Raw genomic sequence first — 22,542 nt, forward strand, 5'->3', positions numbered from 1 at the left:
CGTTTTTTCTTTTTCTCTTCCCTTCCTTTCTCGGGGCCCCCCCCCCACCCCCCCCCCCCCCCCCCCCCCCCCCCCCCCCCCCCCCCCGCCTCCCGCCCCCGCGGCGGAGTCAGCCATCGGGGGCATCTCGCCTCAGTTCCCGTACGCCTTGGCGGCGTCCGCTTCGAGCTTGGCCTGCACGCCCGCGACATCGGACGGCTTGGAGAGGAAGTCCTGGAGGTCCTTCCACTCGCCCTGGCCCTTGGTCCCGCCGAAGGCGGCCGGAGCCTGGTCCGACATGTCGAAGCGGAAGTCGTCGCCCGCCGCGATCAGCGCCTGCGCGATGGACCGCTGCACGTCGTCCGGGTACGCCGCGAAGTCCAGCGACTTGTTCGGCGACAGGTAACCGCCGCCCTGCGCCCAGATCTTGGCCGCCTCCGGCGTCGCGATGTACGTCAGCAGCGCCTGCGCGGCCGGGCTGTCCTTCAGCGCCACGCCCACGTCACCGCCGCTGACCACCGGCGCCTTGCCGCTGCCCACCGCGGGGAACGGGAAGACCTTCGCGTCCGTGCCCACCTTCGCCTTGGTGTTGGCGGCGATGAACGCGGAGACGAAGTCGCCCTCGTAGACCATCGCGCCGGCCGGCGGGTTGCCGGTGAAGACCTGCGTCACCGACTTCGGGAAGTCGGCGGCGAGCGCGCCGCTGTTGCCGCCCGCGAGCAGGTCCTTCTTGCCGAAGAGCTGCCCGAGCGTGGTGAGCGCGTCCTTCACCGACGGGTCGGTCCACTTGATGGTGTGCGCGGCGAGCTGGTCGTATTTCTCGGGTCCGGCCTGCGAGAGGTAGATGTTCTCGAACCAGTCGGTGAGCGTCCAGCCGTCAGCGCCGCCCACCGAGACCGGCGCGGTGCCCGACTCGAAGACGGTCTCCGCGGTCTTCAGGAAGTCGTCCCAGGTCTTGGGCACCGAGGCGCCCGCGGTCTCGAAAGCCGCGCTGTTGTACCAGATCAGCGACTTGTTGGAGACCTTCGCGTAGATGCCGTACTGCTTGTCCTTCCACGCCCCGAGCTTCTGCCATCCGGGCGAGAAGTTCTTCTGGAGTTGCGCGGTCGCCTCGGGGCCCAGCGGCTTCAGCCAGCCCTTGTCGGCGAATTGGTGCAGCACGCCGTTCTGCGCGAGGAAGGCGACATCCGGCGGGGCGCCGCCCTCGATCTTCGTGCCGAGGAAGGTGGACTGGCTGTCGCCGGTCGGGACGAACGTCGATTTCGCTCCGGTGAGCTTGTCGAACTCGTCCAGCACCTTCTGGAAGTTCTTCTGCTCCGGCCCCGTCCACACGGCGGCCACTTCGAGCTTCTGCCCGTGCAGATCGGGCAGCTTGACCCCCGAGGCGGAACTCGTGGCGGACGCGCTCGGCGATTTCCCGCCGTCGTCCTTCTTGTCGCTGTCACCGCCGCACGCGGCGGCGGTCAACGCCAGCGCGGTCGCCGTCACTGTGGCGAGCGCTATGCGCGTAGTGCGGTTGTTTCGGCTGGTGCGCGGATTCTTCAGCGTACGCATCTGGCCATCCCCTCAGTCCCGTGGCGTCTGTCCTATGCCTTCGCGAACCCCAGCCGCAAGGGAGTACGGGGCTCCGTGACAGCTATCGTGACCATGACGTGATCTTGAGCCAAACGCTTTAACAGGGACGGCTGTTGGAATATCGCCGCTTGTCCGTCACGCGCCTCCCCGAATGCCGGGGCACGGGTGTGCCGCATGACGGGGCGTTGGCCAACGCCCCGTCAAATCGACCTATCCGCACGGGAATCGACGGACGTCGTGCGTGATGACCGTCGGAACATCGCAGATCAGCCGTCTGACGCGGGCCAGTTGACCGCCGTCGGCCACCTGACCGGTTCAGACCAATGACGGTTTCCGCCCGCCGGACGGAATCGGATCGCCGTGCGGGTACGAATTGGCGGACGGGGCAGGATCAGGGCATCCGCGTGAAATCCGCGCGCGGACGCCTCGGACGCTTCCGACGCGTCGGTACGGGCGGATTCGGCGGGATGCCCGTCCGACGGGCCGTCCGACGGGCGCGCGATGTCAGATCAGCGGGCCGGGGGCGGAACCCGGCGCGCTCGCGGACGCGGCGCCTTCCGCGGCGCGCGCGCCCGCCTCCTCGGGCGCCGACTCCGCCGCCCGCTGCAAGGCACTGGCCAGCAGGGCGAGATCGGTCGGGCCGTTGCCCAGCTCGCGGACCTGGCGGCGGGCCGGAGGATCGCCCATCCGCTCCCACTCCAGCGCCACGACGGTCGGCCGGAGCGTCGCCGTACGCGGGATACGGCCGCTGACCCGGCCCGCCTGGAACGCCGTCACCGCGCCGCCGGGCCGCCGCAGATAGCCGCGCCCCGGCACCGTGTCGTCGAGCCCCGCCGGGTCCTCGACATGCACCAGCAGCGCCGCGGACTCCGCGTCCGGCATGCGCAGCGCGATCCGCAGCCGGGACCGCTCGTCGGCCTCGGTGGCCGCCGTACGCTCCGGGCGGCCGGTCGACGCAATGAGGTGCACACCGAGCCGCGCGCCCTCCCTGGCGACCGCCTCCAACGCCCGGACGACACTGCCCGCCGCCGGTCTGCCGGTGCTGCCGAGACCGGGCGCGACCAGCTCGTCGAAGTCGTCCACGACCACCACGAGCCGGGGCAGCACGGGCTGGGTCCGCGCCGTCACCGCGCCCTGACCGGTGGGCTTGCGCGCCCCCGTCTCACCGGCGCGCGCCTCGTTCCGCCCGTCGGACCGGCCGCCTTGGTGCGGGCCGCCCTGGTGCGGCACGGTCGCGGCGACCAGCCGGTCCCCGTGCCAGGCCGCGAAGTCCTGCCCGTCGAGCAGCTCCGCGCGCCGCTTCAGCTCCGCGCCGAGCGCCTGCGCGAACTCCCGCATCCGCAACGGGTCCGAGGCCACCAGATGCGTGCTCACATGCGGCAGGTCGGCGCAGGCGCGCAGGCCCTCGCCGCGGTCCTGCCCCGCCCCGTCCACCAGCACCAGGGACAGCCGCTCGGGGCGGTCGCCCGCCGCGAGCGCCGCCGCGACCGACCGCAGCAGCTCCGTCTTGCCCGAGCCCGGCGCGCCGCCGACCATCGCGTGCGGCCCCTCGGTCACCAGGTCCACCGCGACCCGGCCGCCCGCGCCGACGCCCAGGACGGCCGTCGCCGCCCCGACCGCCGCGGGGGCCGCCGCCCACCGGTCGGCGATCTTCGCGGGCGTGGCCAGCGCCAGGTCCAGCTCGTCGAGCAGCCGTACGGTGCCGGGCAGCGCGTGCCGCGAACGGGCGCCGGACACCTCGCCGTCGGCCTCGCGCAGCGGCGCCAGGGCGCGCGCGAAATGCTCGGCCCACGCGGCCGACACGGCGTCCAGCACGATCTCGTCGGCGGCCGGTTCCGGCGGCGCGCTCGCGGCGGCCGGGCCCGCGGGCTCGATCCGCAGCGTCGTCGCCACGTCGCCCGACAGCCGGGCCACCACCCCGGTGTCCACAGCGGGCCGCTCACCGCTCTCGGCCAGGCACAGCACATGCACCCCGACCGAGGGGCCGGCGACGGCGATCCGCGCCACGGTCTGCCGCAGCGTCGTGGACCCCGGATCGCCGTCCACCACCAGGAGCGTGAAGGGCCCTTCGTACGAGGCCGCCGCCGCCGAAGCCGCCTCGGGGGTCGCGGCGGCCCAGCCCGCGCCCAGCGGACCCGCCTCCAGACGGCGCGCCAGCTCGCCGGTGCGCGCGTCCGCCTGGTCCCGGTCGAAGGCCAGCAGCAGCCGGCAGTCCTGGCCGTGCGCGGGGCGCAGATGCGGCAGCCAGTTCAGCCAGGACCACTCCTCGGCGCGCTGGTCGGCGGTGCGGGCGCGGTCGGCGCTCAGCATCACCAGCTCAAGAGCGGCGGGGGAGTGCAGCGCGCACAGCTGCGCCAGGACGGCGCGCGCCAGACCCGCCAGCCGCGGCCGGGGCCCGGTCAGGGTCAGCGCGGCCGTCCGCGGCGCCAGCAGGTCCACGGTGAACGGCACGGCCGTCAGCAGCCGCGTCCCGTCCTCGGACGGCAGATCCGCCGTCCCCAGCCGTACGGTCAGCGCGTCCGGATGGCCGGGACCGCGCTCCCACAGCCGCCGTCCCGGGCCCAGCGCCGTCAGCAGGACGGCCGCGGGATCGGGCCACCGCTCCCGCAGCGCCTCGGCCTCCCCGCCGTCCCCGTCGTCCGCGACGCCCTTCGCCGCGCCGAGCCGCCGCCGCGCCCAGGCCCCTATCGACCCGACGACGCCGCCGCCACCGGGGCGCCGCGCGCTGTCGAATCCGGGCGCCCGGCGCTCACCGGTGGCCCGGCGGCCACTGCCCAGGGGGGCGTCGTCCTCGTCGCCGTCGTCGCCGTACACGTCGGCGGGGGCGCCGGGCGCGTCGTACGGGGCGCCGGGCGTACGGCCGTAGGCCTCGGCCTCGGGCGCCGCCGGGGGACGGCTGTGCGCCGCGCCGGACGTACCCGCGCCGGGGAGGCCGTCCGGCCGCGCACCGCCGAAGGCACCGGGGCCGGTAGCGGCACCCGCGCCTGCGTCGACGGCCGCGCCCAGGGCCAGGCCCGCGCCGTGCGTGACGGTGGACGAGGGGTCGGTGACCGGGAGCGGCGCGGAGGGCTCGCGCAGCGAGACGCGCAGGTGCCCGTCGGCGTCGGGCTCGGCGGCGAGCGCGGAGGGCCCGGTGGGGCTTCCCGACTCCAGGCGGAGCGTCGACTCGCCGATCCGGAGCAGGGCGCCCGGGGGCAGCGCGAGGGGGCGGGGGCCGACGGACCGCCCGGCGAGGGTGGTGCCGTTGGTCGAGTCGAGGTCGGCGACGGTGATGAGCCCGTCCGCGCCGAAGGCGACCTCGCAGTGCAGACGGGAGACGTCCGGGTCGTCGAGCGGCACGTCGGCGTCGGCCGAGCGGCCGATCCTGGCCTGGCCGCCCTGGAGCAGGTGCACACCGCCCGCGTCGGGGCCGCCGACCACATGCAGCCTGGCCGTCTCGGCGGGCGGCTGCCCGTACTGCCCGAACCGGCCGTACTGACCGTGGTCCGCGACATGGCCGCCGCGCTGCTCCGCGGGCGCGTGCAGCGAGAGCAGGGCGCCGTCCACCAGGGGCGGCACGCCCAGCGGCGTGGTCGGCGCGAGCCGCAGCGTCCCGGCGAAGAGCGCGACGGACGCCCCGGCGGACCTGCCCGGCTGCCCGGACCCGGCCGCGGAGGCGAGGGCACCGGCCACCGCGCCCAGCGTGGTCCCCGCGGGCGCGGTGATGAGCACGTCGCAGGCGCGCACGGCCCGACCGCTGCGCGGCCCGAGGACGGTCAGCCGGATCTGCATCTCGTCCGCGCTCCCCTTCTGCCCTGACCCGCGGCGGGAAGTCCCCTCCCCGGCCGCGCGCGGGCGCGTCGACACGTACAAGCACGAGCGGTGGAGCCCCCGTTGCCCCAACCGGACCGTACGGGTGCATCCTCCCACCCGCCACTGACACCCCGTCCCCGGTCCCGTCCCGAGTGATCTTGAAAGTACGGCAGATGATCATCCCGCGACGGAAACCGTCCGGAAAGAGCGCCGCATCCGACCGGAAAGCCGCCGCTCGCGGCCGATCGCCGCCACAAACCGGGCGCGGGCCCTCCGTGCGCGATTCACCGCGCGCCACGGCACATGCCCGTGACACCACGTGACGCAACCAACAGCCCGGTCCTCGCGTCCTAGGTCGGACAACTGTTCTCGGACGTTCTCGGGCGTTCCCGGACCCTCCGCGGCCCGTCGCCGGGCCGTCGTCCGGCCGACGGCGGGCTGGCGGCGGGTCGTGGGCGCGACACCGGGCACGGCACGGAACGCCGGACGGAACGCCGGACGGAACGCGGCACGGGCCGATTCCCGTGGCGCGGCCAGGACGCGGGCCCGCCCGGCGGCACTACGCTTGGCCGGAATCAGGGCGAGCCCGCCATGAGTACGGCCATGAGCACCGCCGCGCACGTGCCGGCGGCGCGCATGGTCAGGGCGGACACACTACGGAGCAGGGAGCGCATGACGTGCGGCCGGTAGGCAGCAAGTACCTCCTGGAGGAACCGCTGGGACGCGGCGCCACGGGCACCGTCTGGCGTGGCCAGGTGCGCGGCGAGCAGGGCAGCGCCGTCGCCGTCAAGGTGCTCAAGGAAGAGCTGGCCGGCGACCCGGACGTGGTGATGCGCTTCCTGCGCGAGCGTTCCGTGCTGGTCCGGCTGCGCCACCCGCACATCGTCCGGGTCCGCGACCTGGTCGTCGAGGGCGATCTGCTCGCCCTCGTGATGGACCTGATCGACGGCCCCGACCTGCACCGCTACCTGCGGGAGAACGGACCGTTCAGCCCGGTCGGCGCCGCACTGCTCACCGCGGCCGTCGCCGACGCGCTCGCCGCCAGCCACGCCGACGGCGTCGTGCACCGCGACCTCAAGCCCGCCAATGTGCTGCTCGCCACGGTCACCGGCGAGGACGGCAACCCGCAGATGCACCCGATGCTGACCGACTTCGGCATCGCGCGGCTCGCGGACTCGCCGGGCCTCACCCGTACCCACGAATTCGTCGGCACCCCCGCCTACATCGCGCCGGAGTCCGCGCAGGGCCGCCCGCAGACCTCGGCCGTGGACGTCTACGGCGCGGGCATCCTGCTGTACGAGCTGGTCACCGGGCGTCCGCCGTTCCGCGGCGACAGCGCCATCGAAGTGCTCCAGGCGCACCTCAACCAGGAGCCGCGCCGCCCCACGACCGTGCCGGAACCGCTGTGGACGGTGATAGAGCGCTGCCTGCGCAAGGAGCCGGGGCAGCGGCCCAGCGCCGAGAACCTGGCCCGCGCGCTGCGCGTGGTCGCCGCGGGCATCGGCGTGCACTCCTCGCCCGCCGCGGCCGAGGCGGCCTTCGCCGTCGGCGGCCTCCTGGCGCCCGACGCGACGCCGACGCTGGTCCCCGGCACCGGCCAGGGCTCCGCCTCCGCCTCCGGCGACGCGGAGCCGACCCAGGTGCTGCCCTCCCGCCAGGGCGCGACGCCTTCCACCTACGACCCGAACGCCTCCACCACCGAACTGCCCGGCGACCCCGGCCCCGGCGGTGCCGCCGCCGAGGGCACCCGCGTCCTGCCGCCCATCCCGGACGAGGGCCCCGGCACCCCCCAGGGCCCGCACCCGTGGGAATCCCAGCTCAGCGCCCTGCGGCACCGCAACGAGCAGACCGAGCTGCGCTACCTTTCCCCCGAACAGGACCCCCTGCGCCGCGAGCCGCGCCGCCGCCCCCAGCCCCAGCCCCAACAGCCCCCGCGCCAGCCGCACCAGGGGCAGGGGCAGGGCCAAGGTCGGGGGCGGCAGGGCGGGCAGGGCTACGCGCAGCCGTACCAGCAGCCCCAGCAGCAGCGCCCTCAGCCCCCGCAGCCGCGCTACCAACAGCCGCAGCCGCAACGCTACGAGCCCCAGCGCCCGCCCGCCCCCGCGCCCGAGCCCCGCCAACGCGAGCCCCGCCAGCGCAGCGCCAACCCCATGAAGATCCCGGGCCTCGGCTGCCTCAAGGGCTGCCTCACCGTCATCCTCGTGATCGTCGTCATCTTCGTCGTCGTCTGGTACACCACCCCCCTCCCCGACTGGGTCAACAGCACCCGCAACCTCTGGGACGCCTCCTCCGGCTGGGTCAGCACCGTCTACGACAAAATCTCCTCGATCACGGGCGACTCCAACGGCAACTAACGGGCTCCGCCCGCCGGTTGACGCCGGGGTGCGCCGCACGACGGCCCCGTGAGACAGGGCGGTCCGCCGCTGGGTGCGGCTGCGGGGGGAGGGCGCGCCGCAGGGGTGCGTTTGCGCAGGGCCTGCGCCCTTACGGCACCGCTGCGCGGTGGGGTTCGCCGCTCGGGTGCGTTTACGCAGGTGGGTTCGCCGGTAGCCATGGAGCCGAAGGCGGCGCCGGTGTTGAAAGGGAGAACGCGCACAGCGACCGAGGAACGAGGGAGCGAGCACGATCGACCGTCGACACCGGATTTAAGCCGCCGGAGGCGAGAGGGCGGCAAAAAAAGGGGGATCGCGGTGAGCTGACGCAAGAGGGCTCGCACGCACGGTGAGGATGCGCGAGGCGGCTCCCCCGCGCGGTGGGCTCACGCAGGACGGCTCACGCGCACGTGTTCGCCGTGGGTGGGTGCCGTCTCGCGTGAGGTCGCCGTGGGGTGCCTGCCCCCCGGGGTCAGTTGACCGTGGTGGGTGCCGACTCGTACCAGCTCACCGTGCGTGGGTGCCATCTCGGGCGCCTGAGCGTTGCGGGTGAACGTGGGTGGGTGTCGTCTCGCGCAACCTCACCCTGGGGGTGCCGTCTCCCGTGGGGCCACCATGGTGGGTGCCGTCTCGCGCGGGCTCACCGTCCGCGCGAACCCCCTCCCGTCGGCTCAGTGTTGGGGGTGGCGGTGGGTGGCTTCCGTCCTGTGTGGGCTCACCGTGGTGCGAACCGTCCTGCGCAAGCTCCCCCTGCGCGGGTGCCCTACCGCGTGAACTCACCGTCGTGCGAACCGCCTCGCGCATCCTCACCCTGCGGGGGAGCCGTTCTTTCTATGCGCACCCCGATCCCTTTTTTTGCCGCCCTTCCGCCTCCGGGCGCTTAGACCCGGTGTCGACAGTCGATCGTGCTCGTTCCCTCGTTCCTCGGTCACTGTGCGCGTTCTCCTTTTCAACACCGGCGCGCCCTTCGGCTCCATGGCTACCGGCGAACCCACCTGCGCAGCCGTACCGCAGGGGCGCAGCCTCTCGTGCAACCGGCCCCCAGCGGCGACCCCCCTGCGCACACGCCCCCCGGCACTCACCCCCTGCGCACCCCCGCACCCACCCCCGAAGGCGGTGCCCTCTCGGCGAGGCACCCTTGCACCGGTGGGGTGCTTGGGGTGGGGATTTGTCGATTCTGGAGGGTGATTTCTGTGGCGGAACGGCGCGTGAGGGGGCTCGCGTACCCCGAACGGCCCCTGATCCGCGTAGCTTTGTCGCCAACACGACGGACTGTCGGAGGAGTCGGAGCAAGCCTTGGCCAGGAAGATCGGCAGCCGGTACACCGCGCACCAGGTGCTCGGGCGGGGGTCCGCGGGCACGGTGTGGCTCGGCGAGGGCCCCGAGGGCCCGGTCGCCATCAAGCTGCTGCGCGAGGACCTCGCCTCCGACCAGGACCTCGTCGGCCGCTTCGTGCAGGAGCGCACGGCGCTGCTCTCCCTGGACCATCCGCACATCGTCGGCATCCGCGACCTCGTGGTGGACGGCACCGACCTCGCCCTGGTGATGGACCTGGTCCGCGGCACCGACCTGCGCTCGCGGCTGGAACGCGAGCGGCGCCTGGTGCCGGAGGCCGCCGTCGCCATCGCCGCGGACGTGGCCGACGGGCTGGCCGCCGCGCACGCGGCGGGCGTCGTCCACCGCGACGTGAAGCCGGAGAACGTGCTGCTGGACTCGGCCGTGGCCACGGGCCCCGGCGGCGCGCCGCCCGCGCTGCTCACCGACTTCGGCATCGCGCGGCTGGTCGACACCCCCCGCCGCACCCGTGCCACGCGGATCATCGGCACCCCCGACTACCTGGCCCCGGAGATCATCGAGGGCCTGCCGCCGCGCGCGTCGGTCGACATCTACGCGCTGGCCACCGTGCTGTACGAACTCCTCGCGGGGTTCACGCCGTTCGGCGGCGGCCACCCCGGCGCGGTGCTGCGCCGGCACGTCACCGAGACCGTCGCGCCGCTGCCCGGTCTGACCGACGACCTGTGGCGGATTCTCGCGGCCTGCCTGGCCAAGGCCCCCGCCTCGCGGCTGACCGCGGGCGAGCTGGCCACCCGGCTGAGGGACCTGCTGCCGCACCTCGCGGGCCTGCCCGCGCTCGACGTCGCCGCCCCCGGCACCGACGACGGCGGACCGGGCGCGGACGACCAGGACGCGTACGACGACGGCTTCGCCGACCTGCCGCCCAGTGCACCGGAACCGCCCCGCGGCCCCGGCGCCGACCGCCCGCGCGGCGCCGTACCGCTGGTCAGGGGCGCCGCGCCGGACTCCAGCCGGGACACCCACACCAGCATCAAGCTGCCCACGGCGGAGGAGCTGGCCGGTTACGGCGCCGCCTCCCGCAACGGCAAGGGCAGCAAGGCGGCCCGCGACAGCCAGCGCCGCGCCTCGGCGCCGGGCCGCCCGGCCAGCCCCCGGCACCGCGCGGTCTCCGACGCCGTGCGCCAGCGCCGGATCAAGTTCGCCGCCGCGGCCGCCGCCGCGCTCGCCGTCGCGGGCATCGGCGGCTGGGGGATCGCCACCGCGGGCTCCGGCTCGGGCAACGACTCCGGCGGCACCTCGCGGGACGACGCCCCGCCCAGCCCGACGCCGACCGCCACCCGCGGCACCCCGACCGCGCCCACCGCGGGCGCCGCCTCCCCGCAGGGCCGCACCGGCGCGCCGGTCACGCTCCCGCAGTGGTCGTCGTACAAGGACGTACCGGCCGCGGGCGTCAAGCTGCTCGGCGGCCCCCGCGCCCTGACCATGGACGGCGCCACGTACGTCTTCGCCCGCGGCGCCGACAAGAACGTCTGGTACGTGATCCGGGACGGCTCCGGCTACGGCGCGTGGCACAAGCTCACCGGGATAAGCGTGGACGACGACCCGGCGGTGGCGTCCGCGCACGCCGGGCGGATCGACCTGTTCGGGCTCGGCACCGACGGGCTGCTCTACCGCCGCACGCTGACCGACGGCTACTGGAACGCCTGGTCGCAGGTGGACGAGCGGACCCGCTTCGACGCGGCGCCCGCCGCCGCGTCCTCGGAGCCCGGCCGGATCGACCTGGTCGGACGAGTCGGCGGCGACCTGGTGACCGCCTCGCTGGTCGGCGACCGCTGGAACGCCTGGGCGCTGGTGCCCACCGCGGGCCGGATCACCTCGGCCCCCGCGCTGATCTCCCGGTCCCGCGGCTCCCTGGACGCCTTCGTGGTCCGCAAGGCCGACGGCGCCGTGCTGCGGCTGCCGTACTCCGGCGGCGCCTGGCGGCCCAGCGAGGTCATCAAGGGCCTGGACACCTCCGCGCGCCCCGACGCGGTCGCCGCCTCGGGCCGGCTCTTCGCCTTCACACCCGGCACCCAGGCCGCCGCCGCGCTCGACGGCGACGCCGCCTCGCTGGAGGGCGACTGGGCCACCGCGCCCTTCACCGCGCCCACCGACGCGGCCCTGGGCGCCGCCGCCTCCGCGCACACCCTGGAGCTGTACTCCAGGACGCCGTCGGGCACCCTCACCCGCACCACGGCCCACATCTGACGCGATCCGGCCCGCCCGGCACCGGATCGCGGGCCCTCCCGGCGGCCGGCGGGCTCCCGGCCGGGGCGGGTCCGCTCGACCAGCCGGTAGGCTGGAGCCGTGGCGATCGTCGATGTTTCCGAAGAGCTGAAGTCCCTGTCCTCGACCATGGGGTCGATCGAGGCCGTCCTCGACCTCGACCGGATGCGGGCCGACATCGCCGCGCTGGAGGAGCAGGCCGCGGTGCCGTCCCTGTGGGACGACCCGGAGAACGCGCAGAAGATCACCAGCCGGCTCTCCCACCTCCAGGCGGAGCTGCGCAAGGTCGAGGCGCTGCGCGGCCGGATCGACGACCTGTCCATCCTCTTCGAGCTGGCCGAGAGCGAGGACGACGCCGACGCGCAGACCGAGGCCGAGGCCGAGCTGGAGTCGGTACGCAAGGCGCTGGACGAGATGGAGGTCCGCACCCTGCTGTCCGGCGAGTACGACGCCCGTGAGGCGCTGGTCAACATCCGCGCCGAGGCGGGCGGTGTCGACGCCGCCGACTTCGCGGAGCAGCTCCAGCGGATGTATCTGCGCTGGGCCGAGCGGCACGGCTACCCGACGGAGGTCTACGAGACCTCGTACGCGGAGGAGGCCGGCATCAAGTCGACCACCTTCACCGTCAAGGTCCCCTACGCCTACGGCACCCTCTCCGTCGAGCAGGGCACCCACCGCATGGTGCGGATCTCGCCCTTCGACAACCAGGGCCGCCGCCAGACGTCCTTCGCGGGCGTCGAGGTGCTGCCGGTCGTGGAGCAGTCCGACCACGTCGAGATCGACGAGTCCGAGCTGCGCGTGGACGTCTACCGCGCCTCGGGCCCCGGCGGCCAGGGCGTCAACACCACCGACTCCGCGGTCCGGATCACCCACATCCCGACCGGCATCGTCGTCTCCTGTCAGAACGAGCGCTCGCAGATCCAGAACAAGGCGAGCGCGATGAACGTCCTCCAGGCCAAGCTGCTGGAGCGGCGCCGCCAGGAGGAGCAGGCCCTGATGGACTCCCTCGGCAAGTCCGACGGCGGCAACTCCTGGGGCAACCAGATGCGTTCGTACGTCCTGCACCCGTACCAGATGGTCAAGGACCTGCGCACCGAGTACGAGGTCGGCAACCCGCAGGGCGTCCTCGACGGCGACATCGACGGCTTCATCGAGGCGGGCATCCGCTGGCGCAAGTCCCGCGAGAAGGCCACCGCGTAATCGGGAGAAGGCCACCGCGTGATACGGCCCCGCGCCGTACGGCTGAGAGGGCGATACGGCCCCGCCGTACGGCCGTTGCCTTGATCCCATCTGTCTGCCGTGTCACAGACGTGTGCTGAAGTGCCGGGCAAGACGGGACAGTTGGGGCACTTTGCGCTTAATGACCTTGACGCTCCTGGTGAATGCCACAAAGGTGATGTCCGGCATGCGCGCGAAAGCGGCGTAATCGACCGTGCCCGCAGCGGCGCGTGCTTCAAGCCGACGTCTACCGGGGGTAGTTGAGACATGACCAAGCAGAGCACGAGGGTACGCGTCACGCGCGTGGCGGCCGTCGCGGTGATCGCGGCCGGTGCGTCCCTGACCGTGGCGGGGGCTGCTCAGGCGGCGGTGAGCAGCGACGCGCCGCCGTCGGCCGCCGCGGTGGTGGACCCGCCCACGACGGACCCGACGGACGAACCGACCACGCCGCCGACCGACGAGCCGACCACGCCCCCCACCACGCCCCCGACGACGCCTCCCACGACGCCGCCGACCACGCCCCCCACCACCCCGCCGACGACGCCTCCCACGACGCCGCCGACCACTCCGCCCACCACGCCTCCGACGACCGCGCCCGGCTCCATCGCCGGTGTCAGCGGCGGCAGCGACGACGGCGGTCCGAGCGGTTCGCCGAGCCCCAGCGTCAGCCCGAGCGCGACGGGCAACAACAACACCTGCACCCTGACCGGTGACAGCGTCGACTGCGGGAACAACAACCCCGGCACCGACAACACTCAGCAGGTCCCGCAGAGCCAGACGACGCAGCAGCTCGCCGAGACCGGCTCCGACGGCACCACGTACATGCTCATCGGCGCCGCGGCCCTCGTGGCGGGCGGCGTCGGCTTCAAGCTGTCCCCGCGCCTGAAGGAGCGCCGCGACGCCTCCTGAGGCGCCGCGCGACCGCACCTGACGCGCACGACGAAGGGCCCGGAACGCGATGCGTTCCGGGCCCTCCGTGATGTCTCAGCTCGCCCACCCGTGAATGTGACGTACCTCTCACGTATTTCTCACGTGCCGCCCGCGGGACTGCTCTACGCGGTCGCGTGCTCCACCACGAGCACCACCGTCAGCAGGGCCACGAGCAGGGCTATCAAGGTCGCGGGGGAGATGTTGGACCAGGGATTCTCCCGCTCCAGGCGGGCGCGGTTCGCCCGGCAGACGGGGCAGCGGCCCTCGCTCACCGGACCCGCGCAGTTGGCGCACACCAGCCGGTCGCACGTCATGCGATCTCCTCCTCGTCCGGTGAACGCCCCGGGAGGCCGAAGTGTTCCTTGTTCCACTGTGCCAGCTTCCGCCGGATTCGGCGCGGCCCCCGGTGGACCGGCGGCCCGTACGGCGGCTCCGGCGGGGTCCGCGAGAGCGGCGCGGGCGGGGGAGCGGACCTCCGGTGGCGGCCGGCCGCGCTGAGGTGTAAGGGGTCAATGACGGGTTTGTCCGCGTGTGCCCTGTGGGCAAGCCCACCAACCCTCCCCGGCGACTGCGCACCCCTGGCTCGGTCGCGTAGTGTCGCCCCCACATCCCCTGTCCACCCGTCCCCGCAAACCTGGTGCGAACGTGATCCGATTCGACAGCGTCACCAAGACCTACCCCAAGCAGAACCGTCCTGCACTTCGGGACGTCTCGCTGGAGATCGAGAAGGGTGAGTTCGTCTTCCTGGTGGGCTCGTCCGGCTCGGGAAAGTCGACCTTCCTGCGGCTGATCCTGCGCGAAGAGCGCACGGACACGGGAATGGTGCACGTCCTCGGCAAGGACCTCAACCGGCTGTCGAACTGGAAGGTGCCGCAGATGCGGCGCCAACTCGGCACCGTGTTCCAGGACTTCCGGCTGCTGCCCAACAAGACGGTCGCGGAGAACGTGGCGTTCGCCCTCGAAGTGATCGGCAAGGCCCGCGGCACCATCCGCAAGACCGTGCCCGAAGTGCTCGACCTGGTCGGCCTCGCGGGCAAGGAGGACCGGATGCCCGGCGAGCTGTCCGGCGGTGAGCAGCAGCGCGTCGCCATCGCCCGAGCCTTCGTCAACCGGCCCATGCTGCTGATCGCGGACGAGCCGACCGGAAACCTCGACCCGCAGACCTCGGTCGGCATCATGCGCCTGCTGGACCGGATCAACAGGACCGGCACGACCGTGGTGATGGCCACCCACGACCAGAACATCGTCGACCAGATGCGCAAGCGCGTCATCGAGTTGGAGAAGGGGCGGCTGGTGCGCGACCAGTCGCGCGGTGTCTACGGCTACCAACACTGAGAGCCGCGCGTACGGCGTACGTACTGCCGTACAGCAGTAGTCACCACCCCCCTGAAAGGACAACCAGAGACCATGCGCGCCCAGTTCGTCCTGTCGGAGATCGGCGTAGGACTCCGCCGCAATCTCACCATGACCTTCGCGGTGATCATCTCCGTCGCGCTCTCCCTCGCCCTGACCGGTGGCGCCCTGCTGGCCAACAAGCAGGTCAAGTCCATGAAGGGCTACTGGTACGACAAGGTCCAGGTCACCATCTACATGTGCAACAAGGGCGACGCGTCGACGACGCCCAGTTGCGCCAAGGGCGCCGTCACCGACGACCAGAAGGCCCAGATCAAGGCCGACCTGGAAAAGCTCCCGATCGTGGAGAAGGTCTACTTCGAGAACGCCGAGCAGGCGTACAAGCACTACCAGGAGCAGTTCAAGAGCTCCCCGCTCGCGGCCTCGATCACCCCGGACCAGATGCAGGAGAACTACCGGGTCAAACTCAGGGACCCGACGAAGTTCACCGTCGTCGCGAGCGCCTTCGACGGGCGTCCGGGGGTGCAGTCCGTTGAGGATCAACGGGCCGTGCTGAAGAACCTCTTCTCGCTGCTGAACGGTATGACGCTGGCCGCCTGGGTGGTGCTGGCCTTCATGCTCACCGTCGCGATGCTGCTGATCGTGAACACCGTGCGCGTGTCCGCCTTCAGCCGCCGCAGAGAGACCGGCATCATGCGGCTGGTCGGCGCCTCCAGCTTCTACATCCAGATGCCGTTCATCATGGAGGCGGCCTTCGCCGGACTCGTGGGCGCGGGGCTGGCGTGCGGAATGCTGCTCGGCGGCCGGTACTTCATGATCGACGCGGGTCTGAAGCTCCAGGAGAAGATCCCGCTGGTCTCCTTCCTCGGCTGGGACTCGGTGGTCGCGGTGCTGCCGCTGGTGCTGCTGATCGGCGTTGTGATGCCGTCGATCGCCGCCTTCATCGCGCTGCGCAGGTATCTGAAGGTCTGACGCCCGCGGGCCGGGCCCGGCCGTCGCGCCGGGCCCTTCGCGGGGCCGTACGGCGGGGGACGGGTCCCAGGGGGGCGGTGTACCGGGTTGCGGATCATGCCCCGCCGAGGTAGCGGCAACTATCCGTATGCCGCCCGTTTCTGTCCTAGACTTCCGGCCATGTCCGGCCCGTCGCTGTTCGGGACGCCCCGCCGCTTGCGCCGCGGGGCCACTCTGACGTTGGTGTTCAGCACTCTGCTGGCCACCGGTGCGGCGGCCAGCGGACTCACCGCGCCGGACGCGCGGACCGCCGCCCGCGCCACCCGTATCGCCGCCGCGCCGGTCGCCGACGGGCGGCAGGACGACGGCAAGCCACCGGCCCCGCCCCACGGCGGCGAGGCCGCCCCGTCGTCCCCCGCGGCCTCCGAGACCCCCACGGGCTCGCGGGCGAAGCCGGACGGGGCGAACGGCGACCACGTCGACACCGGCCGGATCGCCGAGGAGATCCAGGACGGCAAGGTCGGCCCGCTCGCCGCCGCGAAGCTCGTCAGCCGCAGCGGCGACCGCTGGTCGTCCTTCTACACCGCCCGCGAGTACGCGGGCCTCCAACAGGCGCTCGACGGCCGCTACGTCGGCGTCGGCCTGTCCGTGCGGCGGATCGACGACGGCCGGATCCAGATCGCCCGCGTCCAGCCCGGCAGCCCCGCCGACCGCGCGGGCCTGCGCGAGGGCGACCTGCTGGCCACCATCGGCCCGGTCAAGTGCACCGGCCTCGCGGTCACCGAGGTCGTCGCGGACCTGCGCGGCGACAACGTCCCCGGCAGCGTCGTACAGCTGGGAGTCCAGCGGGCGCAGCGTAGTTGGACGGTCACGGTACGTCGCGCCACGCTCGACACCGACGCCGTCACCGTGACGCGGTCCGCCGACGCGCCCACGGTCGTCAAGATCGACGCCTTCACGCTCGGCGTCGGCGACCAGGTGCGCGACGCGGTACGGGACTCCGAGCACGGCGTGCTGCTCGACCTGCGCGGCAACTCCGGCGGCCTGGTCACCGAGGCGGTCGCGGTGGCCTCCGCCTTCCTCGACGGCGGCCTCGTCGCCACCTACGACGTCCACGGCGAGCAGCAGGCCCTCTACGCGGCCGAGGGCGGCGACACCACCGTCCCGCTGGTCATCCTGGTCGACGGCGGCACGATGAGCGCCGCGGAACTGCTCACCGGCGCCCTCCAGGACCGCGGCAGGGCCGTCGTCATCGGCTCGCGCACCTTCGGCAAGGGCTCGGTCCAGATGCCCAGCACGCTGCCCGACGGGTCGGTCGCCGAGCTGACCGTCGGCCACTACCGGCTGCCGGACGGGCGCAGTGTGGACGGGCGTGGCATCGACCCCGATGTGACCGTCCCCTCCGGTGAGGACCCGCTCGCCGAGAGTCACGAGGTATTCGCTGGCCTCGGACCCCCCTCCTAGTGGGACAATGGCCCGGTTATGGCAAAAGAGACGGGTCGCAAACTGATCGCGCAGAACAAGAAGGCGCGGCACGATTACCTCATCCTGGACACCTTCGAGGCCGGGCTCGTGCTGACCGGCACCGAGGTCAAGTCCCTGCGCCAGGGACGCGCCTCCCTGGTGGACGGCTTCGCGCAGCTCGACGGCGGCGAGGCGTGGCTGCACAACGTGCACATCCCGGAGTACACCCAGGGCACCTGGACCAACCACTCCGCGCGCCGCCGCCGCAAGATGCTGCTGCACCGCGCCGAGATCGAGAAGCTGGTCCACAAGACCCAGGAGACCGGGCACACGATCGTGCCGCTCGCCCTGTACTTCAAGGACGGCCGCGCCAAGGTCGAAATCGCCCTGGCCAAGGGCAAGAAGGAGTACGACAAGCGGCAGACCCTGCGCGAGAAGCAGGACCGCCGCGAGTCCGACCGCGCCATCTCGGCCGTGCGCCGCAAACAGCGCGGCTGAGCCGCCCCCGGCCGCCGGCCTCGACGCGCCCGGGGGAGACGCGGGTGACACGACGTCACGACGTCGGCTTGCCCTGAAACGACGAAACGGCACCCTCCCGAAGGAGGGTGCCGTTGTCACATGGGGTGGTGGAGATGGCGGGAATCGAACCCGCGTCCTGTGGTGCGGAATCAGGGCTTCTCCGAGCGCAGTCCGCTGTGCTTTTCTCGGCCCCGGCTGTCACGCGGACAAGCTGCCGACGGGCTCAGTCACTGTTTGATTTCCTTCTGAGGCCCGTGACCGGCCCTAGAAGTTTAGATCCCTTGATGATGCCAGGATCCGGGTCGGGATCACCCCCGGGCTGACACTTCGCAAGTCGCTACTTAGGCAGCGAGGGCGAAGGAATCGCGCTTGGTGTTGGCGATTATTGGTTGCGACATATGGTTAACGAGATCATTGCCGCTTCCTCGGCTCGCTTCCCCTGCTTCGACATCCCCAGTCGAAACCGATCATCCCCATGTTGATTTTTCAAGGTGCACCACCCGAGGGTGGCGGCTGCTTCCATCGTACGGGATCAACGGTCACACGGGCCAGCGCATTCCCCCGTGGGTGGCCCGGCGCACGCCCGGGAGCAAGCGCGCGGCCACCCGGCCGTCACCGGGGAGGGGGCGGCGGCGCGGGTGGCGCCGTTGTGCCACGTCACATCCGTGCCACCGGAAACGGGTGACACACCCTCCGGCCCCACCGGATTCTTTCCAGCATCGCGTGCACATGCATGGAAAGGGGCTGGACCGATGAGACGAACCCGCTTCGCGGCGGTCGTGTCGACAGGGCTGATCCTGGCCGTCTCCGCCGCCGTACCCACCGCGGCCGTCGCCGTACCCGGCGCCGAACCCGTACCGACATCGGGCGCACAGCCGGGGACAGCCCCCGACAGCACCGCCACGGTTCGGCTGATCACCGGCGACCGGGTGCGGGTGACGACGACCGCGGACGGCCGGCACACCGCCTCCGTCGAGCCGGGCGCCGGACGGGAGCGCGTCGTCTTCCACACCTCGGACGCCGACGGGCGGCTGACCGTGCTGCCGTCGGACGCCGACCCCCTCGTACGGTCGGGGCGGCTTGACCGGCGGCTGTTCGACGTCACGGCGCTGGTGGAGCAGCGGTACGACGAGGAGCACCGGGCCTCGCTGCCGCTGATCGTCGCGGGGTCCGGGGGAGCGGCGGCCGACCGGCTGACCGCGCTGGCCGCGCCCGGCGCCCCCACCCATGACCTGGGCAGCATCGGGGCCCACTCCCTCACCGTCCCCGACGCGAAGCTCGCCGCCTTCTGGCAGCAGATCGTGCCCGCGGGAACGGACACCGGGAAGACCGGCACCGCGGCGGCCGGCACCGGGCCGGCCGACACCGCGAAGGCCGCCGCCGTCCCGAAGATCTGGCTCGACGGCCGGGTCCGGGCGGCGGCGGACAGCATGGACCAGATCGGCGCGCCGCCGCTGTGGAAGGCGGGATACGAGGGCGCGGGCGTCAAGGTCGCGGTGCTGGACACCGGCGTCGACCAGACCCACCCCGACCTCAAGGACCGCGTCGCGAAGGCCGAGGACTTCACCGAGAGCCCGACCGGCACCGGCGACCACTTCGGACACGGTACGCACGTGGCGTCCATCGTCGGCGGTACGGGAGCGGCCTCTGGCGGTGCCCGCAAGGGCGTCGCCAAGGCCGCGAACCTGCTGGTCGGCAAGGTCCTCGGGGACGACGGCTACGGCTACGACTCGCAGGTCATCGCGGGCATGCAGTGGGCGGCCGACCAGGGCGCCAAGGTCGTCAACATGAGCCTGGGCGCCGACGACGAGAGCGACGGCACCGACCCGATGAGCCTGGCGCTGAACGAGATCAGCGAGGCCAGCGGCACGCTCTTCGTCGTCGCGGCGGGCAACAACGGCGAGAACGGGCAGCGGACCGTGGGCATCCCGGGCGTCGCCGACGACGCGCTGACCGTCGGCGCGGTCGACGGCAAGGACGCGCTGGCGAACTTCTCCAGCCGCGGCCCGCGCTACGGCGACGGCGCCGTCAAGCCCGATGTCACCGCGCCCGGCGTGGACATCGTGGCGGCCCGCGCGAGCGGCACGACGCTCGGCGACCCGGTCGACCCGTACTACGTCAGCCTGTCGGGGACGTCGATGGCGACCCCGCACGTGGCGGGCGCCGCGGCCCTGTTGGCGCAGCGGCACCCGGACTGGACCGTGCGCCAACTCAAGGACGCGCTGATCAGCACCGCGCACACCGTGGACGGGCAGGCCGTGACCGACCAGGGCGGCGGCCGGATCGACGTGTCGGCGGCGGCGCTCGGCACGCTCACCGCGACCGGCACCGTCTTCCTCGGCGACATCCACGCGACCGAACCGAAGGCCACCTACCCGGTCACGTACACCAACACCTCCGCCGCGCCGGTCACGTTGACGCTGGGCCTGGCGCTCACGACGTCGGGCGGCCGGGCGGTGAACGCGGGCGCGGTACGGATCGGCGACGGTTCCGCCGCCGCCACGAAGGTCACCGTCCCCGCCCACGGCACCGCCCGCGCCGACCTCACCCTCGACCCGGCCAAGGTGACGTACGGCTCCTACTACGGCTATCTGACGGCGACACCGGCCGGGGGCACGGCGGGAGCGGCCGTCCACACCACGCTCGGCCTGGTCGCCCACGGCCCGCTGCACACCCTGACCGTCACCGCCTACGACGCGCACGGCGCTCCGGCCCACCCCACCATCAGCATCTGGGGCGCGAGCGGTCTGCTGTACCCGTCGGGCGACAGCAAGGGCACCTCCGCCTCCGACCTCGAAGAGGGCACGTACCAAGTCCGCGCGTCCTTCCAGGAGATGACGGACGACGGCATGGAGGAACGGCTGGTCGTGCTGCCCGAGGTGAGGCTCACCAAGGACACGGCCGTGACCGTGGACGCCCGCAGGACCACGCAGGTCGAGATCCGTACGCCGCGGCCCGCCGAACAGAGCGGCATCCCCTACTACCAGACGTACCGTCAGATCGAGGGCAGGGGCCTCACCGAGAGCGAGGAGTTCTTCACCGGCATTCTCAGCAAGCTCTACGTCAGCCCCACGACGAAGGTCACCGACGGCGACTTCGAGTTCTCCTCCCGCTGGCAGCTCGCCGCGCCGCAGCTCACCACCGAGGCGCCGGGCACGGGACTGAGGCTGAAGAGCTACTACACCTCGTACTCACCGCTCTTCGACAGCAAGGGCGTGAATCTGACGGCGGTCGACGCGGGCTCCCTGGAAGCGCCGGACTTCAGCGGGGCGCGCGGCAAGCTGGCCGTCGTCCGCAACGAATCCGGCGAGGGAGAAAGGGAGTTGGCGGCAGCCGCGGCCAAGGCTGGCGTGCGCGGGCTGATGATCGTGCACTTCTCCGACTTCGGCTGGACCCGCTGGTACCCGACCGGCGAGCGCAACGCGGTGCCGACGATACGGATCGGGAAGGCGGCCGGTGACGCGCTGCTGGCGCGACTGGCGAAGAAGCCGGTGAAGACCGTCACCGTACGGATCGGCGGCACGGCGGTCAGCCCGTATCTGTACGACGTGTTCCAGACGTCCACGCAGCAGATCCCGCAGCGCGTCGTCCACACCGTCACCGCCGCCAACAGCGCGGTGATCAGGACGACGTACGCCGAGAACGGCGGCGCCCCGTGGGCCGCTGAGCAGCGCTTCGCGTGGCGGCCGTACCAGAACTTCGCGTGGGAGGCGACGCGGAACGTGCCGACGGGCGTGACGCGTACCGAGTACGTCAGCGCCAACGGCACCTGGTGGATGCACCGGGTCAACCAGGAGACCACCTTCGACATCGACCAGCCGCTGCTGGCCGGCATGGTCGACACGACCACCACCTACCGGGCGGGCAAGCAGCCCGACCAGGCGTGGCAGCAGGCCGTGGTGCGGCCCTCGATCCCGCGCGGCACGCGCAACCCGAGCGTGCGCAACGGCGACGTACTCGACCTGCGCATACCGGAGTTCACCGACTCCGGCGCCGGACACTGGGCACGCGCGGCGGTCGGCGGCGACTTCGGCGGCTTCGGCACGGCGGCCGGTACGAGCCCGGCCTCCGGCACGCGTACGGCCTCCGGCACGAGCGGCGCGCAGGACGCCCCCGTCGAGGGCGACTCCGCCAAGGCGACGCTCTTCCGCGACGGCCGGCGGATCGCCGCCGCCGACTCCCCGTGGGCCGACCTCGAAGTGCCCGCGGGCACCGCCGACTACCGCCTGGACGTGGCGACTTCACGGGTCTCCCCGGAGTGGCGCTACGCCACCGACACCAGCACCTCGTGGTGGTTCCGCTCCGGCACCGCGGCGCGACCGACGCTGCTGCCGCTGCTCCAGGTCGACTACGCGGTACCGGTCGACGCCTCGAACGCGGTGCGCAAGGGGAGTTCGCACACCGTGGGTCTGACCGTCCGTGCCCAGGACGGGGCGGCCGTGCCGACCGGCGTGAAGGTCGAGGTCCAGGCGTCGTACGACGACGGGCGGACCTGGACCGGCGCGCGCGTGGACGCCCGAGGTCACAACACCTTCGACGCTCGGCTCACCAAGTCGGCCCACTCCAGGGGCGATGCGTACGTGACGTTGCGGGTCACCGCGCGCGACGCCGCGGGCGACCAGGTGCGGCAGACCGTACGCCGCGCGTATCTGTGGCGGGGGTGAACGGGCACGTGAGCCGGTGGCGCTGATCCGACGCCACCTCGACAGCCGGGGGGGGGGGGGGAGGGGGGGGGGGGGGGGGCCCCCCACGTTGTTTTTGGTTTCGTTGTGTTTGTTCCGAGCCTAAAAACACCCACCCTCCCTCCCATCCCCCACCCCCTTCTCTT

The 22,542-nt window shown here is 72.8% G+C and carries 12 protein-coding genes, 1 other RNA gene and 1 pseudogene; 10 read left to right on the plus strand and 4 right to left on the minus strand.

What is annotated here, in order from left to right; all coding sequences use genetic code 11:
• Nucleotides 1-132: 132 nt before the first annotated feature.
• Nucleotides 133-1,533 carry an ABC transporter substrate-binding protein gene (locus ACZ4EF_RS30515; RefSeq protein WP_355342949.1) on the minus strand — a complete coding sequence of 467 codons (1,401 nt, stop codon included), beginning with the start codon at nt 1,531-1,533 and terminating at the stop codon, nt 133-135.
• A 525-nt stretch (nt 1,534-2,058) separates the two neighbouring features.
• On the minus strand, nt 2,059-5,325 hold the full coding sequence (locus ACZ4EF_RS30520) for an FtsK/SpoIIIE domain-containing protein (RefSeq protein ID WP_467507298.1): 3,267 nt from the start codon (nt 5,323-5,325) through the stop codon (nt 2,059-2,061).
• A 698-nt stretch (nt 5,326-6,023) separates the two neighbouring features.
• Here ACZ4EF_RS30520 and ACZ4EF_RS30525 point away from each other — a divergent pair.
• The 5 genes and pseudogenes from ACZ4EF_RS30525 to ACZ4EF_RS30545 all read left to right on the plus strand — a co-directional run bounded on the left by ACZ4EF_RS30525 (nt 6,024) and on the right by ACZ4EF_RS30545 (nt 13,406).
• Entirely contained in the window at nt 6,024-7,700 is a 1,677-nt protein-coding gene (locus ACZ4EF_RS30525; RefSeq protein WP_467507300.1) for a serine/threonine-protein kinase, read from the plus strand.
• A gap of 1,314 nt (nt 7,701-9,014) precedes the next feature.
• Nucleotides 9,015-10,337, plus strand: a pseudogene (locus ACZ4EF_RS30530) (serine/threonine-protein kinase); the annotation flags it as partial.
• A 159-nt stretch (nt 10,338-10,496) separates the two neighbouring features.
• A complete protein-coding gene (locus ACZ4EF_RS30535) occupies nt 10,497-11,261 on the plus strand; it encodes a DUF8189 domain-containing protein (RefSeq protein ID WP_467347223.1) in 765 nt (254 codons plus the stop codon).
• Between the two features lie 99 nt (nt 11,262-11,360).
• Nucleotides 11,361-12,479: a peptide chain release factor 2 gene (gene prfB, locus ACZ4EF_RS30540; RefSeq protein ID WP_355342958.1), complete on the plus strand. Its 1,119-nt coding sequence runs from the start codon at nt 11,361-11,363 to the stop codon at nt 12,477-12,479.
• A gap of 285 nt (nt 12,480-12,764) precedes the next feature.
• The gene (locus tag ACZ4EF_RS30545) at nt 12,765-13,406 is read left to right on the plus strand and encodes a hypothetical protein (protein WP_467507302.1); all 642 of its coding nucleotides are present in this window, start codon (nt 12,765-12,767) and stop codon (nt 13,404-13,406) included.
• A gap of 143 nt (nt 13,407-13,549) precedes the next feature.
• On the opposite strand, the gene ACZ4EF_RS30550 is transcribed toward ACZ4EF_RS30545, so the two are convergent.
• Nucleotides 13,550-13,741, minus strand: coding sequence for a hypothetical protein (locus tag ACZ4EF_RS30550; protein ID WP_355342964.1), 192 nt, complete (start codon nt 13,739-13,741; stop codon nt 13,550-13,552).
• A gap of 331 nt (nt 13,742-14,072) precedes the next feature.
• Here ACZ4EF_RS30550 and ftsE point away from each other — a divergent pair, with 331 nt between their 5' ends.
• From ftsE to smpB, 4 genes are all read left to right on the plus strand, one after another.
• Nucleotides 14,073-14,762, plus strand: coding sequence for a cell division ATP-binding protein FtsE (ftsE, locus tag ACZ4EF_RS30555; RefSeq protein ID WP_188284086.1), 690 nt, complete (start codon nt 14,073-14,075; stop codon nt 14,760-14,762).
• Between the two features lie 72 nt (nt 14,763-14,834).
• Nucleotides 14,835-15,752: a permease-like cell division protein FtsX gene (ftsX, locus tag ACZ4EF_RS30560; RefSeq protein ID WP_188284085.1), complete on the plus strand. Its 918-nt coding sequence runs from the start codon at nt 14,835-14,837 to the stop codon at nt 15,750-15,752.
• 159 nt (nt 15,753-15,911) lie between these two features.
• Nucleotides 15,912-17,195 (plus strand): S41 family peptidase, encoded by a 1,284-nt coding sequence (locus tag ACZ4EF_RS30565; protein ID WP_467507305.1) that lies wholly within the window; start codon nt 15,912-15,914, stop codon nt 17,193-17,195.
• Nucleotides 17,196-17,213: 18 nt separating this feature from the next.
• Complete coding sequence (gene smpB / locus ACZ4EF_RS30570) at nt 17,214-17,693, plus strand: SsrA-binding protein SmpB (RefSeq protein ID WP_355342970.1); 480 nt, start codon at nt 17,214-17,216, stop codon at nt 17,691-17,693.
• Between the two features lie 126 nt (nt 17,694-17,819).
• Here smpB and ssrA read toward each other — a convergent pair.
• Nucleotides 17,820-18,189, minus strand: a transfer-messenger RNA (tmRNA) gene (gene ssrA / locus ACZ4EF_RS30575).
• A gap of 277 nt (nt 18,190-18,466) precedes the next feature.
• On the opposite strand from ssrA, the gene ACZ4EF_RS30580 reads away from it, so the two are divergent.
• Entirely contained in the window at nt 18,467-22,378 is a 3,912-nt protein-coding gene (locus ACZ4EF_RS30580) for a S8 family peptidase (RefSeq protein WP_467507307.1), read from the plus strand.
• The last annotated feature ends 164 nt before the right edge of the window (nt 22,379-22,542 follow it).

The sequence above is a fragment of the Streptomyces sp. NPDC025721 genome, from assembly GCF_055558595.1.